We start from the raw sequence: 17837 nt of genomic DNA on the forward strand, positions 1-17837 counted from the left end.
CCCGCCCTGGGTGAAGCCCAAGCAAAGATATGAGAGACAGTCTATGACCACCAAGATTATTTACAGTCGGGTTGAAATTGACAGCGCATTCGATGCAACTACCTGGCAGAAAAAGATTTTCAATGAGCTGGCGACCAATTTCAGGTCTCGCTCCCGGCTCTTCCCCTGCACCTTTGGCGTGGCCGGTTTCGAAGCGGATCAGCTGCGGTTTGCCTTCTCTGAAAACATGGACCCTGGCGAAGTGTCTTCGGCGCTGAAGTGCTATCTGAAAGACGCCAAATCGTTCGGAAAGAATACCTCCCTTCTCGTTCTGTCGCGTCCGGGTCCGATCCAGAGCCTGGAGCATTACCGCGCGCGCTTCTGGTCAACCCTGGATGGTATCCATCAGACCGATGACGCAGAGTGGCCCGAGACCATTCCGGCGCAGATCGACAGCGCGGGGTGGGAATGGTGTTTTGGCGGCGAACAGATATTCGTGGTCTGCAACACGCCCGCGCATGTCAACCGCCAGTCACGGCGCTTTTCGAGTTTCATGCTGACGTTCCAGCCGCGGTGGGTGTTCAACGGAATTCTCGACACACGAGAGACCGCCGAGAAAGCCACCTCCAAAATCCGTTCCCGCATCCTGCAATACGACCTGATCAATCCGTCGGAGGATCTGGGCTTGTACGGCGACCCGGACAACCGCGAGTTCGCGCAGTATTTTCTGGATGACGAAAACCGCGCGGCCACCTGCCCGTTTCACAGCTTTACCAAGAAAAACCAAAATGAAGAGGAGAAGGTGGCATGATTTCATCACCTGGAAAATCTGTCGTCGTTCATTCAGCCGCTGCTGATCTGTCGGATTTCAGGGGGCTTGTTGAACGCTGCATGCCGGAACAGGGTTGCGTAGAAGTCCAGAACGACCAGTCCGGCAAGGAGCATCCCTGGCACCAGCACGATACCGATGAGACCATTGTCGTGCTGGGCGGGCAGCTCCTGTTTTATTGGGAAGGCGGCGAAGCCGTCTGCAAATCGGGGGATGTGATCGAGCTTCCGAAAGGGGTCAGGCACGGTTCGAAAGCAAGTTTCGGGGACGTGCAGTACCTGATTTCCTTTGCCAATGTGGATTTCGCGAGATGACGGATCTTAAAAAGACGCTGGGCCCGCTGAAAGGGGCGGGCCTGATGCTGAATATTGTCATCGGTGCAGGGCTTCTGAGTTTGCCGGGGCTTGCCTACCAGCAGGCCGCAGAGAACGCGATCTGGGTTTGGGCCTTGTGCGCTGTTGTGGCCCTGCCGCTTCTGTCTGTCTTCATCATCATGGGGGCAAGATTCCCGGATGCCGGAGGGGTGTCTTCCTTCGCGCAGAAGGCGTTCGGCAAATATGCCTACATAGCCAGCTCCTTTATCTTCCTTGGCGCGGTTGCTTTCGGCCTGCCCGCTATCGCACTCACCGGCGGCCATTATCTGTCCGTTCTGGTTCCGGTGGATCCTGCAATTCTGGCCATAGCCTTGCTGCTGATCGCGACCGGAACGCAACTCGCCTCACCTGAGGCGGCGTCAAGGATTTCGGCCATGGTTGCCTCGGTAATCCTGTTCTCGCTCCTGGTGATTGTTGCGGTTGGCCTGTCGGGCATTACACCTGAAATGCGTGAAGCCCGCGCCTTGAGTGGTCCAACCATCGGATTTTCGCAGCTGAGCGTCCCGTTCATGATGATCTTCTTCGCCTTCACGGGCTGGGAAGTCTCCGCAGGGACGTCCGAGGAGTTCAGAAACCCCAAGAGAGACTTCCCGCTGGCGATGGGCCTGTCGTTCCTTGCCGCGATGATGCTCTACTTCAGCATGGCCGTGATCGTGCATTTCACGCCGATTGAGAGCAATTACGAGGCGGCGTTTTCGTCTATCATGCAGCACCACCTTGGCGTCTGGGGCGGCATTTTGATGTCAGTTCTGGCCGTTGTCATAATCGTGGCAAACCTGATGGGGGCGATCTGGGCCGTTTCGCGGATGCTGTTGTCGCTTTCCAGGGAAAATGTCGTGCCGCTGGATCTTTCCGCAGACGAAACCGGTCGTCCGCTGAAGGCCGTGTTTGTGGTCGTGGCGGTTCTGCTGGCCGTGCTCAGCCTGGATCTTTTCAACATCCTGGCGATTGAGGATATGCTGTCCTTGGCCGGGCAGAATTTCATCATCCTCTTCGCGGTCGCGGCTGCCAGCTTGATGACGCTGACGTCAAGCCTGTTCGAAAAACTGGTGGCGTTGGTCGCGGTGGGGGCTGTCGCTGTGCTGCTGGCACAGCAGGACGCAGCCCTGTTGTACCCGGTGCTATTGTCCGTTGCCGCAGCGGTTCTTTGGGCAGTCCAGAACAGGGTGAACAAGACGAACATTCGAAACAGCCCGCGCAGCACGGGCTGAAGGACAACCCTCGACGTCTTCCTGAGGTGGCGTTCTCCGTCACCAACTGGACCCGGCAGGTAATGCCGGGTCTTTTTTCTGTCCCGTGTTCTGGGTGCGTAAATGGACGGCTGCGCCTGTTGCTCCGCCTGCGGCCGGCTTCAGAACAAAGGGGGGAGAGCTTGCCCCTGGTGTTTCCATCAGCGGGCCTTGTGGCGCGGGGCGGCTTTACCGTGGCATGGGCCAAACGGATGCTATCCCCGCCTTTCAGCAGGGATAGCGCGGCAGGACAGAACCTGCTTGGGGGAACGGGTGTCAGCTGGCCGCGCGCAGTCCGCGGTCCAGGGACACGCTGCGCAGCATGGTGGAGAAGCGTTTGTAGCTTTCAGGAGAGTAGCGAACAGCAAGGAAGATCATCAGAAGCGAGCCTGCCGCCATCCCCAGCCAGACGTTGCTGAGGTCCGACATCGCATCCCGGATAGCGCCGGCAAACAGGGGCACGAAACTTGCCAGGATATAGCCGCCGCCCTGCACAAAAGAGGTGAAGTTGCCTGCGGTGGTGGGATCATCAACGTGGTCGATGGCCACGATGATCGACAGCGGGAACAGGATGCCGATGCCGACACCCAGCAGCGCCATTGCCAGGAACGACATGTCAATCGGAGCGGTGTAGAGCACGCCAAACCCCAGGGCTGTCATGATCAGTGCAAAGACCAGCGGGCCGCGGCGGTCCGGGAAATGGTGGATGAAGGCTGCCACGCCCAAGGCTGTGACGGCTTCAATCACCGTCAATGCGGACAACAGCAGGCCCGCAGCCCCTTGATCAAGACCCTGCTCCAGATAGAACGGCGGAATCCAGGCCATGACGAGCATGAACGCCCCGGTGCCGACGCCGAAAAACAGCATCAGCGACCAGCAGCGTGCATTGCGCCAGAACTGCGGAGGGGTGGTGCCCGCCGCGGGGGCAGGCGCGGTGCGCTCGCTGTCGGCGTTGCGCGCGGCGATGACCCAGATCAGCACTGCGAGGACCGCAGGAAGGCTCCAGGCCGCCAGCGTGCCTTCCCAGTCCAGCGAAGAGGCAAGCCCCGCAGCCGTGCCCGCCGCGATGGAGGCACCGGCCACGATCCCGGTGGAGTAGAGGCCGATCACCCGGCCGGTTGCCGCGCCGAAGTTGCGCTTGGCGAAGCCCGGCATCAGCGATTGCACAATGGCAATGCCGATCCCGGCCCCGGCGGCGGTGACAAGAAGGCCGGCACCTGTCGGCAGCCACAGGCGGGCAGCGCAGGCGAGGGCGATGATCAGCGCGCCCAGCGTGATGCCGCCGCGCTCCCCCAATGCCGCGCGCAGCTGGCGCACGTAGATGGCGCCAATGCCCATCAGAAACACCGGGATCATGGTCAGGAAGCCGATGATGGTGGAGTTGACACCGGTATCGCCCAGGATTTGCGACACCAGCGGGCCGATGGCGGCAACTGCAGGGCGCAGGTTCAGGGAGATCAGGAATATTGCGAACAGCAGTAACGCTGGTGACGCCTTGGCAATGCGTGTGGTCATGGGATGCCCTTTCAAGAGGAGGTATGCGGGGGTTAAGCCGCCGAATAATCCGGTGATTTGATCAATTCTTGCGGATGGGTTTGGATGTCTGGAACAAAGACGCTGCTGTGCCAGTCATCGGGCGCCACAGGGCGCAATGCGATGGATACCGCGTGCGGGGAGCAGCCAAAGGCCTGAGTGACCGACTGGGTGATGGCTTCGCAGAGGGTTGCCTGCTGTTCCGCCGTCAGGGTGGCGGCAAAATGCTTGATGATGACGTGGGGCATGGGATCAGGCCTCTTGCAGGTTGCGGGTTTCAGGCCGGGCCGGCTGCCATGCCGGAACGTGGCGGCGGATTGCGGCGGCAAGCTCGGACACGCCGCCGGGTTTGAGCAGCTCATAGTGGTCGGCAGCCAGCGCGTGGACCGGTGCCGGAGCGGCGAGAGTGCGTGTGGCCTCCTCCAGGAAGGAGAGATTGTCGCCCGCCGCCTTGAACAGGCGCACCGGCGCGGCCACCTGGCGCTGTTCGATCTGCAGCCCGTATTCGGGCGCATAGGTCTGTGTCACCAGCCGGGTGATGCGCAAGATCGTGCCCGGGTCGAGATCGGGTTTTTCGGCTGCGATATACGCCACGAAGCCGTCCAGGTCCGAGACCGTCTCAATCACCGGGGACACCCGCTCCGGTGCGATGGTCTGGGAAAACACCGAATAGAGGATGGTCAGAAAGGACGCGTCTCGGAACAGCGCAGCCTCCTCCGCGCGTACCGGATCGCCGCCGGGCAGCTCCGGAGAGCCTGGCGCGATCAGGGTCAGCTCCGCCACCTCGCAGCCTGCCTGCTCCAGCTGATAGGCGGTCTCATAGGCCACCCGTGCGCCGAAGGAATATCCCCAAAGCGTGTAGGGGCCTTCCGGATGCGCCTCCCGGATCAGCTCGGCATCGCGCGCTGCCATGTCCTGGATCGAGCCGCAGACCTGCTCGCCGGGGTTCACTCCGGAGGCCTGCACGCCGATCACGGGACGGGGCGTGCCGAGCGCCTGCGCGAGGTGGCGCAGGTTCATCGGATACCCGCCAAGGCCGGGCCAGCAGAACACCGGGCTGCCGGTGCCTTTCTTCAGCGGCACTGCGCGCGACAGGCCGGAGCCGGCGCCGCCCTCCGTCAAGCGGCGGGCCAGCGCTTCGATTGTCGTGTCCTCGAACAGCACCTGCACCGGCAGGCTGGTATCAAAGGCGCGGTTGATGCCCTGCACCAGTTTGACGGCCTTCAGAGAGTCGCCGCCGATTTCAAAGAAATCATCCTGTACCGAGACGTCCTCAAGCCCTATTTGCGCGCACCAGATCTCTGCCAGAGCGGTTTCCGTTTCGTTGCGGGGTTTGATGATCTCACGCTCGGCTGCGGCATCGTCGAATTCGGGGAACGCTTTGAGGGCATTCACATCCACTTTGCCCGACGCGCTGCAGGGGATCGACGGCACCAGCGCCAGTTTGCTGGGCACCATGTAATCGGGCAGCAGTGACTGCAGATCGCGGCGGATCAGTTCAGCCGGTCCTTCCATATGCACGCTGTCCTCATGCATGCCTTCATGCGCAATCTGCTCGGCGCTGACCTTGCCGAATACCGCGCTGTAGCAGGCGCCGCAGGCAAACCCGTGCTCGTTCAGGATCTCCTTGAGGCGGGTGGCCGCGACGAGGTCGTTTCCGGACTTGGAACTGTAGCCAGAGGACATGGTGCCGATCCGGCAGCTGTTCTGCTGCACCCGCTGCAGGCTGCGGCCCAGGTCGATATAGGCGTGCCAGCGCTCTGCGTCCCGGCTGACCATCGAGATCATGCCGCTGGCGCGCTGATAGACACGCTGGTTGATGGCGATCACGTGGCGCTGTTCCATGATGTGGCGCGAGAACGGCTGCAGCCCGCCATCGCGATAGGCATAATGCCCCGGCGCCAGCCCGGAGACTTTGCTGCCATGGGCCTGGACGTAGAAATCCACCGGCAATTCGGTCTGCCGGTCTGCATGGGCAGTGACCGCATAGCCGGCGATATAGACGTGGCCCGGGCCGCAGTGCAGATGGGGAAGCGCGTCCGGAGCATCCGTGCCCGCGCCGATACCCAGGCCATGGGACGGCAGGATATGATCCATCAAGCCCAGGATATGGCCGGTCTCAAACTCCAGCACTTCACGGATGTTGTTCTTGTAGACCGGTTCGATGGCCGGAATCTTGCCCACGAAATGCAGCTGCATCACAGGTGCGGCCGAAGCTGGGCGCGGCGCGGTCTGAACCAGTTCGTGCCGGGCCGGGTGATAGTAGTAGTAGCCGGGTTCAAACCCTGCCACATTGGCCAGCTCCACATAGACTTGCGTTGCATTGAGCGCGCCGGGCGAGGCATAGGCGTGTTTCGGCAGCAGCCGTTCCGCGCTGGTGAACTGGCCAAGCCAGCGGAGCAGATACCCCAGATCCTGCGCACTGAGCTGCTCAAGCCCACCGGTGCCGGAGGCAGGCTGCTCCGGTTGCGTCAGCACCGACAGGACATCCCCGGCCGTGACCTCTCCGCCTTCGTAGAAGCGGTAGGTCTTGCGGGCAAAGGCCAGCTGCCGCTGAGCAGCGCCGGCTTCTTTGCCTGCCAGGGCATAGGTCTTGCGCCCTTCGGTTTCGGCCGCACTGCGCAAACCTGCGCCAGAAAGCTGGGCCCGCACCTGCAGGCGGCTTTTCTTGCTGTGGTGGTGGGCGCCGGCGTTGCCCTGATCCATCAGTGGCGCTTCGCGCGGGTTCAGTTCAATGCCGGCAGCAAGCACCGGCTGGCCGGTGCGGGCATGAGGCTTGATGAACACGCCCGCTGCCTTGACCCAGTCGTGGTTCTCGATGGCCAGGCGGATTTCATCCAGTTCAATCCGGTAACCGCGGAATTTGACCTGGTTGTCGGCGCGGCCCTGGAACTGCAGGCCGCCATCCGGATTGCGGCGCACCAGATCGCCGGTTTTGTAAAGCCGCAGCGGCATGCCGCCCGCCGGGCTGATCCAGGTGATGAAGCGCTCGGCCGTCAATTCGTCGCGGTTGTGGTAGCCATTGGCCAGCTGGCGGCCGCTGATATACAGCTCGCCCGAAACGCCATCGGCAACCGGCTGCAGGTTTTCATCCAGCACCCAGCAACTGGTGTTCGCGGCAGGCTGGCCGATCGGGATCATCTCCGGGCCGTTTTCCAGCCCTGCCGGATCCACGGTCTGGGCGGTGGCATTGATCGTGCATTCGGTCGGGCCGTAGAGATTGACCAGCCGGCAACCGGGGCGGGCTTCAAAAATCCGGGTGGCGAGTTTTCGGGTCAAGGCCTCGCCGCCGCTGAACAGGCTGGTGAGGGTGGTGCAGTTTTCGAATGCCGGCAGGTCAACCAGCGCCTGCAGCAGAGTCGGCACCCCCTGCAGCATGGTGACCCCGTGCTGTTTGATCTGCTCGATCAGTGCTTCCGGATCACGGTAAACGCCGGGGCGGCCCATCACCACCCGAACGCCGCAGCAGACTGCCAGCAGCTCCCATTGCGCGGCGTCAAAGCTGACCGGGGTCTTTTGCAGGATGACTTCGCCGACCCGCAGCTTCTGCTCGGTTTGCAGCCAGGTCAGCTGGTTCAGAATTGCAGCGTGGGAAATGCCGACGCCCTTGGGGGCACCGGTGGTGCCGGAGGTGTAGATCATATAGGCCAGATCGTCTTCCAGCAACGCGGGGCCGCACAGGCAGTCGCTGTCTTCTCCGCTGGGGACTGCATCCAGGGCATCAAGAGTGATCACGGTGACCCCAGGCAGGATCATTTCGGCCAAGCGGCCGCGCAGCTTGTCCTGGGTGACGATCACATCGACGCCAGCGTCGCGGATCATATAGGTGAGCCGGTCCACCGGGTAATCGGTGCCCAGCGGCAAATAGGCGCCGCCGGAGAACAGAATTCCCCAGAGGCCGGCCATCATTTCGGCGGAGGAGTCCGCAAACAGACCTACCCTGCTTCCCGCGCCGACGCCTGCACGTTTCAGGCGGGCGGCCAGGCGGGCGGCGTATTCGGCCAGATCGCTGTAGCGCAGCGCGCTGGTATCGTCGCAGACCGCAATTTCTTCGCTGCGGCAGCGCACCTGCAGCATCAGCATATCAACCAGCGAGGTGCGTTCCGACGCGGCGCGCAGCAACGCGCGGGTGATATCTGTCTGCTGGGGGCGGGCGGCAACGGGGGTGGAGAGGAGCGAGTCAGGAGTGCTCATGATATGTCCTGTCAGGTAATGGAATGGTCGTTACAAAACTGGCTGCTGCTCACCGCCGAAAATGCTGGCAGTGAGCATGTCGCTGTGCAGCGGGCACGCCCGCTGCGGGTTGGGTCAGTGGTTTTCGTAAAGAAGGCCGCGGCCGGGGATCGGATCGGTCACTCCGCAGCTGCGCAAGGCGTGCCAGTAAAGAACCGCATTATTCGACAGCACCGGCTTTCCGATCCAGGTTTCAGCGGCGGCGGCAAAATCAGCCATGGGAACATTGGTGCCCACTTGGACAATGGCGTCCACATTCGGCCCGTCAACGTCCAGCACCGCATCACGCAGGTTTTCCAGGGTAACGTCGGAGATGTTAGACGGCGTCCGCCCGCCAAGCCCGTGCGTGGCTGCAACCTCTATCCCGCTGTCGGTGAAGAACCGCGAAACCGGCTCATCGCCCAGTTCCAGATAGGGCGAAATGAGGCCAATTCGCCTGATGCCGCCAAGTGCCTTCAGCGCAGCCAGGATGGCATCAGCGCTCAAAATGATCTTTGCACCCCCTGCTGCTTCCGCAAGACGGCCATGCAGAGCCTCATGCGCAGAGTGGCCCTCCCAATAGCCATCAGGCGACACCGCGGCAATGACCGCCCCAACGCCGCAATGGCGCAGGCTGCGGATGGCGTCCGGCGTGGAACTGCGGATGTTTTCAATGACCCGGTTGAAGCCCGCCTCATGGGTCAGAGAGTCATCGTCGATGATCATCCTGCCGATGTGGTTTGTAACGCCAACGGGGCGCATGGCCTCCATCTCCGGCTGAGCGGACGTGTTGGTCGATGGAATGGCGACACCGACGCGCAGCCGTTTTCCCAGAAAGTTGCTCATGAATTTTTCCCGTAAATAGAATGGTTTTTGTCTATGTTTGGGGCGCGGCTCTACTGCGAGGCGAGGTAGGTGGCAGCCATATCTGCGCTGCCATGGCCTTGGGCCTGCGCCCGCCTGTACCGGGTCAGGCCCGCCTCGGCCAAGTCCGCCCTCACACCGGCCTCCAGCGCGGCGCCGACTATCAGGGCACTGTCCTTGACGGCATTGTCGATGGTGAAAGCCGGAGTGAAATTTCCCGATGCCATGGCCTGGGCTTTCATCTGAAAGAAGGGCGTATCCAGCGGCCCGCCGCGCAGAGTGTCCGCCACCAGTTGCGGGTCCAGCCCCAGGCCGCGGGCCAGCGCCAGGCTCTCTGCCGCTCCGTGGGTCAGAGCGAAGACCCAGCTGTTCAACGCCAGTTTCAGCCGCGTCGCCATACCGGGGGCGGTATCGAGCCAGCGGGTGGCTTTGCCGACCGCATCCAGCACCGGCTGGACGGCTTCCTTGGTGCTGTCCGGACCGGCCGCCAGCACAAGCAGCTGGCCCGCCTCTGCGGGTTGGCGGGTGCCAAGCACCGGCGCGTCGATCAAGGTGAGCCCCTTGCGGGCCGCCAGCGTTTCCAGCCCGGGCATGTCGGCCGGCCCGACTGTGCTCATCTGCAGCCAGCAGACGGGCGTAGCGGGCACGCTGTCCGCGTCCGGCAGCGCCGACATCACGTCTGCGATGGCGCTGGCGTCTTTCAGCATGGTCACGATGACATCGGCGTGGAGGGCTGCCCCGGCGGGATCCGCAGCCGGAGTGATATTCGGTGCCGCCAAAGAAAGCGCTTTGTCAGGGGTCCGGTTCCATACGCTGACCTGGCAGCCGGCCGCCGCGATGTTGCGGGCCATCGGTGCGCCCATCAGCCCGGCTCCCAGAACGGCCACACGCAGGGCGGGGCAGGGCGGCGGCGAAATCGCGTCGGTTGTCATGTCAAGCCTCTGGTTCTCGGGGGCAAGCGCCTGCTGAGGGGGGATCCCGCTTGGACGCCTGGTATCTGGGGGCGGTTATGGAATATTCATTCCATAACCGTCAACAACCAAAAGAAGAACTTCGCAATACTGTTACACCGTGGCGATGGAGGCTTCGACGATACTGTGCAGATAGGGCTGGCGGGAGGCTGCCGGAAGCCCCTTGCTGACGACCCTAATTCCCTGAATTACCGCAACAAAATACCTGGATAGCATTTCGCAGTCCTGTTCAGGCGAAATTTCGCCGGTCTTTTGGCCGTGCCTCAGGAGGCGCAGCAGTCCGCTCTCCAGCCGCTGGAAATGCTGTGCGACCAGCGCGCTGAGTTCCGGATCCCGGCCGGAAATCTCCAGGCTGCTGTTGGCGGCAAAGCAGCCAAAGCCCTCGTGGTCGCTCAACTCGTCATCAACGATTGATATCAGCAATGCCCGGAGGCTGCCGCGCACATCAGAGGAGCGGGAGATCTTCGCGACATTCCCGGTGGTTGCTCTCCGGTATTCCTTAAGAGCCAGCGCGAAAAGCGTTTTTTTGCCGCCAAAGGAATTGTATATGGTGCTGCGGGACAGGCCGGTTGCTGCCACCAGATCATTCATCGAGGTTGCGGCATAGCCATTGCGCCAGAATGTGCGCATCACAGCGTCAACCACCGCACCTTCATCAAATTCTCTGGGCCTCATGATGTGCTCAACCATTCTGTACCGAATGTTTCAGAACTATGCCAGAAAAGTGTCCCGTGCAACTATGTTGTGTAAGTGATTGGGAGAGGCGGAATAAACGGCAAGGCATCAGCCAACGGCAGGGGCAAACTCCTGCGGTATCATCCGTGGAAACTTGGACCTTATCGCATTGTTCAGCACCGTACCGGAACGGCCCCCAATTCCGCCGCGCCAGGATGGCCTGACCGGCGTCTTGCACCGGTCATGATCCTCGGGGCTTCTATTGTCACGTTTTGCCTGGCGCGTGCATCTGCTGATTTCGGTCTCCGCGGAGAACTCTAACAAGCTTCGAGGATGGTTTTGGGGATCACATCATGTCCGCCTGCTGCGCCGGGCGGAATTTCACTTTTTGAACAGAAGCCGCAGCAGGCGCAGGGGGCGGGAAGGCGCAGCCGCTTTGCACGCAAGGGGAAAGCGGTGACAGGCGAAAGTCACCGTTTCGGTTTTTTTAAATTATTCTCAACATTCGCTTCCCAGGATGCAGCAGCCGGCCCTAGTCTGCCGGAACGGACACAGAGCCTTGCCGGAATATAATAACGACGGACACTCCATGACAAAGCAGCGTGTCACGCGAAGATATCTCAGGCTGCGCAGCGGAATTGCCCTGGCGATTTTACTGGCAGCCGCAGTGGCCGCCTTTTGCGTCACCCTGACCGGGCACAACAGCGTCGCCCGGCGGGCGGACAACACAATGGTGCTGGACCAGATCCTGGTCTCTCTCGCCGAGCTGGCGCTGGCGTTTGAAGCCGTTAAGGACGACCCTGGCAGCCAGCAGGCGCTGATCGCGCACGGGCGCATCCGGCGGAGCGCGCGGCCCGCAGCGGACTCGCTTGCCGCGCTGACCGCCCCTGGTGCGCTGGCGGCCTTTTCGCCGCAGGCGCAGCAGATCCTGTCCCAGCCGGCGCTGAACCCGGTATCCGAGCTGAAGGACATTCTGTTCCTGGCTGCGCATCTGACGGATCCCGCCGGAGACCGGCAGGCCGAAGGTGATGCGAAAGCCGCGGCCCTGGCCGCCAATCTGTCCAGGCGGCTGCTGCCGGTGCTGATGGAGGTGAAGGATGCGGAGGCGCGGACCGGCCGGATCGCGGCGGAGCGGCAGCTGACCTATGCGCTGGCGGCGGTGCTGATCGGGGCCATAGGGGTATTTGTCGCCATCCGGTTCGTGCATGTGCCAATGGAGCGGTTCATCATCAGCGCGCAGTCGGAGATCGAGGCAAGCCGGCGCAAGGCGGAGGCGGCGTCGGAGGCCAAATCCGTGTTTCTGGCGACGATGAGCCACGAAATCCGGACCCCGCTGAATGGTGTGCTGGGCCTGGCGGAGCTGCTGAACGACACCGCGCTTGATGACAATCAGCGCCATATGATCCGGATGATGATCGTCAGCGGGAACTCTCTGCTGAGCATCATCAACGACGTCCTGGACCTGTCCAAGGCCGAGGCCGGCAAGCTGGAGATGGAGGCCGAGGCGTTCAACGTCCGGGGTCTGTGCCTGGAGGTGATTGACCTGTTTTCAGCTCGCGCCCAGAGCGCCAGCATCGGCTTGACCTTGCAGGAGAGCGCCGGGGTCAGCAATTGGCATGTGCTGGGATACGGCACCGCGGTGCGCCAGATCGTCGTGAACCTGGTCAGCAACGCGCTGAAGTTCACCGGCAGCGGCTCGGTCTGCGTCATGCTGCAGGAACTTCCCTCAGGTCAGGACGGCACCCGGGTGATCCGGATAGCCGTCAAGGACACCGGAATCGGGGTGCCGCCGGAAGCCCAGGAACGGATTTTCGAGCAATTCGCGCAGGCCGATGCCACCACCACCACGCGGTTTGGCGGAACGGGGCTGGGGCTGGCGATTGTCAAAAACCTCACCGGGGCGATCGGCGGCACGATTGCGCTGGAAAGCGCGGAGGGCGTGGGATCGGAGTTCACCGTGGAGTTTCCGGTGAAAGATGTGCCGCCTCCGGCCGAAGTGCCCCAGCCCGGGCCGGTTGGTGCCGTGTTCAGCAAGAAGGTGTTGGTTGCCGACGACAACCGGGTCAACCAGATGATCGCGGGCAAGATGCTGGAGCGTCTGGGCTGCACCGTGATGACAGCAGGCGACGGCGTGGAGGCTGTCGGGCTGGCGCGCAGCTGGGCGCCGGATCTGGTGCTGATGGATGTGCGGATGCCGGAGATGGACGGTCTAGACGCCACCCGGGCGATCCGGGCCAAAGAGCGGGAGCTGGGCCTGCCGCCGGTGCCGGTCATCGGATTGTCAGCCAATGCGATGAGCGAGCAGCGCGCCGAGGGCCTGGCGGCGGGCATGGACGACTATCTGGCAAAACCTGTCACCAAAGCAGCGCTGGCGGCCGCCCTGACCCGGCTGTGGCCGGAAGAGGCCGCCGCGCCCGAGGCCTCCGCAGCGGAAGGAAGTTCAAAATGCGCCTGAAGATAATCGCCGCCGCCCTGTCCGCTGTATCTGCGATGGCCGGTCCGGCCGCCGCCGATCCCGGCCGGGTTCTTCTTTATAACTGGAGCGGCTACATCGCCCCGGAAACGGCCGGGAAGTTCCAGGACGCAACCGGCAAGAGGCTGGTGCTCGACACTTACGGCGAGGCCGATGAGGCTGAGGCGCGGCTGCTTGCCCGCGGCACCGGCTACGACCTGGCGGTGGTGTCTTCGGAAACCGTCGGCCGTCTGGTGGAGGCGGGGGCGATCCGGCAGATCGGGCTTTCGGGTATTCCGAACGCGGCGGCCATCGACCAGCAGCTGATGCAGCTCTATCTGGACGCCACGCCGCAGGCTGAGGGCTATGCGCTGCCGTATCTCTGGGGCACCACTGGCATCGCCTATGACCGAGGCGCCGTGCTGGAACGGCTGCCGGATGCGCCGCTTGACAGCTGGGCGCTGGTGTTCGACCCCGCCAACGCCAGCAAGCTTGCGGACTGCGGCATCACGATCGTCGATTCCGTGGAGGAGGTTGTGGCGGCCGCGCTTGCCTATCTTGGCCTGGATCCGCAATCGCGCTCAGAGCAGGACATGGAGGCGGCCTTTGACGTTCTGTCGGCCATTGCGCCCTATGTCCGGTCATTCGATGTGGATCAGTATGATGCCCTGTTGCGCGGCGAGGTCTGCCTGGCCGTCACCTGGAGCACAGACGGGCTGGCGCCGCTGCTGGAGCAGGGGACCGACCGCTATCATTATGCGATGCCCCGGGAGGGCACCAACTTGTGGGCCGACCTGTTTGTCATCCCAAGCGATGCTGGCGATCTCGGCGCGCCGGAGCAACTGATGGATTTCATGCTGGCGCCTGAGATGATGGCGGCGGCGGCGCGGTTCACCAATGCCATCAGCAGCGTTTCATTTCCCGAAGCGGGCGCCGGCGAACCGGGCTATGACAGCCCTGCGGCCGCGCTGCCGCCTGACGCCCGCGGCAGGCTCTATCTTCTGCCCTCCCGCAGCGGGGCGGAAAAGCGCCTTCTGGACCGCCGCTGGAGATTGCTTCAGATCGGGATGTAACCGCAGGAGGCGGCACCGCGCCGCGGGCTGCCTTGGCCGTCTGCTGAAAGTGCAATAGCGCGCCCTGCGCCGGTGCGGGGCGGATGCGCGGGGTCCGATAGGGCAGGGGGCTGTTCACGGCCAGCCTTTGGCGGACTGCTGCCGGAAATTCCTGTCAGGCTGCTCCGGGGACCGGACGCGCGCAAAGGTCGGGAAGGCGGCTCTGGTATCAGGTTGCCGCCGCGGGGAATTCGACGATCCGCCAATAACGGCCGACCATCTCGACGAGCTGCAGAAAATCGCGCCCGGCTGTCTCCTTTACGATATAGCCTGCGGCATTCAAGCCGTAGGCCGCATCAATGTCCTGGTCATGGCGGGAGGTGGTCAGGAAGAACACCGCCGTGCCGCTGAGTTCAGGGTCCTTGCGCAGTTCCCGGACAAGGTCGATGCCGTTCATCCGCGGCATGTTGATGTCTGCGAGCAGCACAAACGGCGGCTGGATCCGCTCCTTTCCGCCCGTGCCCCGCAAGATGTCCAGGGCTTCGATGCCGTCGGCCGCCCGGGTGATCGTGTTGGAAATGCGGACCTTGCGGAAAGCCCGCAGGACGGCTTTGGCATCGCCGGTGTCGTCTTCAACCAGGAGAATTTTCAGGTCTCCGTGGGGGCTGGCGCCGCTGCTGCGGGGTGTCATTTTAATCACGTTCCTGCTGAACCTCCTGCTGCTTGGGCCAGGTAAAGCGGAAGGCGCAGCCTTCCCCGGGGGAGGACCGGACCGAGATCTTGCCGCCGGCGCGTTCCAGGTGTTTCTTGACGATCGACAGGCCGATGCCGCTGCCCTCGACCTCGTCGCGCGATTTCAGGGTCTGGAACATCTTGAAAATCTGATCGTGATATTCGGGGTCTATGCCGGGACCGTTATCGGCCACTGAAAAGATGTAGTGATCCCCGGCATCCTCCACGCTGATCTCCACCGCGCCCGCGCCCTGGTCATTGTGCTTGATCGCGTTGGAAACCAGGTTCGCGAAGATCTGCTTCAGCGGCATGTTGGGCAGCCGGATGCTGCCAAAGCCTGGGGTGATGGTGATGGTGAAGCCCTCCGGCTTGTCGATCAGCATCAGAACCTCCCGCATCAGCTCGGTGCCCGGCATGGTTTGCTGATACCTGCTGTCGGTCTTGCGCCCGGCCCGCGAATACTCAAGCAGATCGTCAAGCAGCCGTTCCATCCGTGCCACGCGCGAGCGCAGCAGCCCCAGGTTTTCGCGGCTGTCCTCATCCAGCACGTCTGCCAGATCCTCCTCCAGCCAGGTTGAGGCGTTGCCGATCACCCGAAGCGGTGCCCGCAGATCGTGGGAGGCGACATAGGCAAAATCGTCGAGATCGCGGTTTGACCGGGCCAGTTCCTCGGTGAAACGCTCCCGCTCCGCCTCTGCTTTTTTTTCAGCGGAGAGGTCGCGCAGAATGCCGCTGAACAGGTGGATGCGGCCAACCAGGACTTCGCTGACTGACAGTTCGATCGGAAAGACCTCGCCGCATTTGCGCCGCCCCTGAACCTCCCGGCGGACACCGGTGAACTGCGCTGGGCGGCCGCTGAATAACGCGCCGCTGCCGGTATCTTCGCCGGAACCGGCAGAGACAGGAAGCAGGAGCCTGATATTCCGGCCGATCACCTCCCCGGCAGAATAGCCGAACATTCTGCAGCATGTCCGGTTGCAGCTCAGGATCGTGCCCTGCGGGTCGATGTTGATCAGACCTGCGATGCTGTTGTCCTGAATGGCCGCCAGCTCATTCTGCTTCTGCTCCAGCGAGGCCTGAGAAATTTTCTGCCGGTAGACAACAAATGCGAAGGCCCAAAGGGCGGTCACCGTCAGAATCCGGTTGGTCAGCACAATCCATTGATCGACCCCGGCAAGCGGGAACAGGAGGTAACCCAGGACCGTCAGCGCGGTTCCCGCCGCTGCATAGGTGTAGGCTGCGGACGGCTTGTCCGCCCAGACGGAGCACAGGACGACGGCGGTGTAAATCAGCCCGGCGGCGACCCCGAGCGGGGTCAGGAAGTCGAATACAAAGCCCGCCCCGACCAGCACGGCTGCGGCGAGATGCGCCCAGGACCCGGCGTGGCCGCGCCACAGCGGGGGCTGGTCAGATGTGAAGTGTCTGGCAAGTGTCATCTCCGTCGCTCCCCCCTGGTTTCCGGGCGCGGGGCCTGCGGCCAATTCGCAGCGCGCCCTGCCGCGGGGACGCGGCAACGCCGCCTGACCAGTTCCAAGCTCAGTTTACAGCCTTCGGGAGGCTTCTCAATATTAATGCAACTAAAGGTTGTTATATCGTTAAGCCGCCGGACGCCGCGGCGGCCTTGCCTGCGGCTTTCCGCGCGGGCCGCTGGCCGGTGTTAAGAAATTTCTGGTCGAATCAAGCTACTCCGGAGCTGAGCCCAGAGACTCAGAAACGCGCGGAGAAGTTTTTTGTTTTTCAAATTCAAGGCAGCACAGCCGGCAGACCACGACAACGGCGCCAGGATCATCGCAGACGTGGTCGACGCCACCCAAGCCACGGTTCAATTCACGCCCGATGGCACCGTTCTGACGGCAAACGGCAATTTCCTGGCCGCACTCGGCTACCAGCTGGACGAGATCACGGGCCGCCATCACTCCATGTTTGTGGCACCGGAGCTTGCCGCCAGCACAGAGTATAAGGACTTTTGGGCGGGCCTGGCGTCGGGCCAGGTCTTCACCGGGCAGTTCCCGCGCGTGACCAAGGAGGGCACCACGCTTTGGATTCAGGCCACCTATGCGCCTGTCACCGGCGCGGGCGGCACCGTCGAGCGCGTGGTCAAAGTGGCCACAGATGTGACGGTGCGCCGCCTCGGCCTGCAGGAGATCGCCCGCGGGCTGGAGGCGATGAGCCAGGGGGATCTGGGGGTCCGGGTCACGCTGTCGGAGCAGGCGGACATCGCGGCGCTGGGCGAGGCGTTCAACCGGTCGGCCGAACAGCTGGAAGCCGCCATCGGGGCGGTGACGCAGGTATCCGGTGCGGTGGAGCGGACGGCAGAGGAAATTTCCAGATCGGCCGCCGATCTGTCCCAGCGCACCGAAAGCCAGGCGGCAACCCTGGAGCAGACCGCCGCCGCCATCGAGGAACTGACCGGCACGGTGCATTCCTCGGCAGAGGGCGCGGAAAAGGTGGAGGCCATTGTAACCGGCGCCAAGACCGCAGCAGAGCGCAGCGGCCGGGTGGTGACGGATGCGGTGGCGGCGATGTCGCAGATCGAGAGCTCGTCCGAGGAAATCGCCAAGATCATCGGAATGATCGACGACATTGCCTTTCAGACCAACCTGCTGGCGCTGAATGCCGGTGTGGAGGCCGCCCGGGCCGGCGAAGCAGGCCGCGGCTTTGCGGTCGTCGCCTCGGAAGTGCGGGCGCTGGCGCAGCGTTCTGCCGGGGCGGCCGGAGAGATCAAGCAGCTGATCGGCCAAAGCAAGCAGCAGGTGGCGAGCGGCGTGGAGCTGGTTGGCAGAACCGGCCAGGAACTGCAGCAGATCATTGAAAGCGTCGGCACGATTTCCGACCATATCAGCAGCATTGCGGCGGGGGCCAAGGAGCAGGCGACTTCGCTGAGCGAAATCAACCTGGGTGTTTCCCAGCTGGACCAGGTGACCCAGCAGAATGC

The 17837-nt window shown here is 63.0% G+C and carries 14 protein-coding genes (1 of these 14 only partly in view); 6 read left to right on the forward strand and 8 right to left on the reverse strand.

Annotated elements, in window-relative coordinates:
* Positions 1-43 precede the first annotated feature (43 nt).
* Genes DAEP_RS0117990 through DAEP_RS0118000 form a run of 3 tightly spaced genes read left to right on the forward strand, consistent with a single transcriptional unit; the run spans position 44 to position 2393 of the window.
* The gene (locus DAEP_RS0117990) at positions 44-790 is read left to right on the forward strand and encodes a YqcI/YcgG family protein (RefSeq protein ID WP_027245645.1); all 747 of its coding nucleotides are present in this window, start codon (positions 44-46) and stop codon (positions 788-790) included.
* A complete protein-coding gene (locus DAEP_RS23385; RefSeq protein ID WP_008556259.1) occupies positions 787-1122 on the forward strand; it encodes a cupin domain-containing protein in 336 nt (111 codons plus the stop codon). The genes DAEP_RS0117990 and DAEP_RS23385 overlap by 4 nt, the downstream gene beginning before the upstream one ends.
* Complete coding sequence (locus tag DAEP_RS0118000) at positions 1119-2393, forward strand: APC family permease (RefSeq protein WP_027245646.1); 1275 nt, start codon at positions 1119-1121, stop codon at positions 2391-2393. The genes DAEP_RS23385 and DAEP_RS0118000 overlap by 4 nt, the downstream gene beginning before the upstream one ends.
* Positions 2394-2687: 294 nt before the next feature.
* Here the strand turns inward: DAEP_RS0118000 and DAEP_RS0118005 are convergent, their stop codons facing one another.
* The 6 genes from DAEP_RS0118005 to DAEP_RS0118030 form a co-directional block, all read right to left on the reverse strand.
* Complete coding sequence (locus DAEP_RS0118005) at positions 2688-3926, reverse strand: MFS transporter (protein WP_027245647.1); 1239 nt, start codon at positions 3924-3926, stop codon at positions 2688-2690.
* 32 nt (positions 3927-3958) lie between these two features.
* Entirely contained in the window at positions 3959-4192 is a 234-nt protein-coding gene (locus DAEP_RS0118010; protein ID WP_027245648.1) for a tautomerase family protein, read from the reverse strand.
* Positions 4193-4196: 4 nt separating this feature from the next.
* A complete protein-coding gene (locus tag DAEP_RS22865; RefSeq protein WP_084204454.1) occupies positions 4197-8138 on the reverse strand; it encodes an amino acid adenylation domain-containing protein in 3942 nt (1313 codons plus the stop codon).
* Between the two features lie 114 nt (positions 8139-8252).
* Positions 8253-9002: a maleate cis-trans isomerase family protein gene (locus DAEP_RS0118020; RefSeq protein ID WP_027245649.1), complete on the reverse strand. Its 750-nt coding sequence runs from the start codon at positions 9000-9002 to the stop codon at positions 8253-8255.
* A 50-nt stretch (positions 9003-9052) separates the two neighbouring features.
* The gene (locus DAEP_RS0118025) at positions 9053-9952 is read right to left on the reverse strand and encodes an NAD(P)-dependent oxidoreductase (RefSeq protein ID WP_051337426.1); all 900 of its coding nucleotides are present in this window, start codon (positions 9950-9952) and stop codon (positions 9053-9055) included.
* Between the two features lie 132 nt (positions 9953-10084).
* Positions 10085-10681 carry a TetR/AcrR family transcriptional regulator gene (locus tag DAEP_RS0118030; protein WP_051337431.1) on the reverse strand — a complete coding sequence of 199 codons (597 nt, stop codon included), beginning with the start codon at positions 10679-10681 and terminating at the stop codon, positions 10085-10087.
* 574 nt (positions 10682-11255) lie between these two features.
* Between DAEP_RS0118030 and DAEP_RS23390 the strand changes: the two genes are divergently transcribed.
* Positions 11256-13121 (forward strand): response regulator, encoded by a 1866-nt coding sequence (locus DAEP_RS23390; RefSeq protein WP_161787067.1) that lies wholly within the window; start codon positions 11256-11258, stop codon positions 13119-13121.
* Entirely contained in the window at positions 13112-14191 is a 1080-nt protein-coding gene (locus DAEP_RS0118040) for an extracellular solute-binding protein (protein ID WP_027245652.1), read from the forward strand. The genes DAEP_RS23390 and DAEP_RS0118040 overlap by 10 nt, the downstream gene beginning before the upstream one ends.
* A gap of 208 nt (positions 14192-14399) precedes the next feature.
* On the opposite strand, the gene DAEP_RS0118045 is transcribed toward DAEP_RS0118040, so the two are convergent.
* Both DAEP_RS0118045 and DAEP_RS0118050 read right to left on the reverse strand, forming a co-directional pair.
* Entirely contained in the window at positions 14400-14861 is a 462-nt protein-coding gene (locus DAEP_RS0118045; protein WP_027245653.1) for a response regulator, read from the reverse strand.
* Position 14862: 1 nt separating this feature from the next.
* The gene (locus tag DAEP_RS0118050) at positions 14863-16338 is read right to left on the reverse strand and encodes a sensor histidine kinase (protein ID WP_245595114.1); all 1476 of its coding nucleotides are present in this window, start codon (positions 16336-16338) and stop codon (positions 14863-14865) included.
* Between the two features lie 294 nt (positions 16339-16632).
* Between DAEP_RS0118050 and DAEP_RS0118055 the strand changes: the two genes are divergently transcribed.
* Positions 16633-17837: the 5' portion of a methyl-accepting chemotaxis protein gene (locus tag DAEP_RS0118055; protein ID WP_027245655.1), read on the forward strand. It continues 223 nt past the right edge of the window; only the first 1205 of its 1428 coding nucleotides appear in the window; the start codon lies at positions 16633-16635; the stop codon falls past the right edge of the window.

Source organism: Leisingera daeponensis DSM 23529, from assembly GCF_000473145.1.
GTDB classification, from domain to species: domain Bacteria; phylum Pseudomonadota; class Alphaproteobacteria; order Rhodobacterales; family Rhodobacteraceae; genus Leisingera; species Leisingera daeponensis.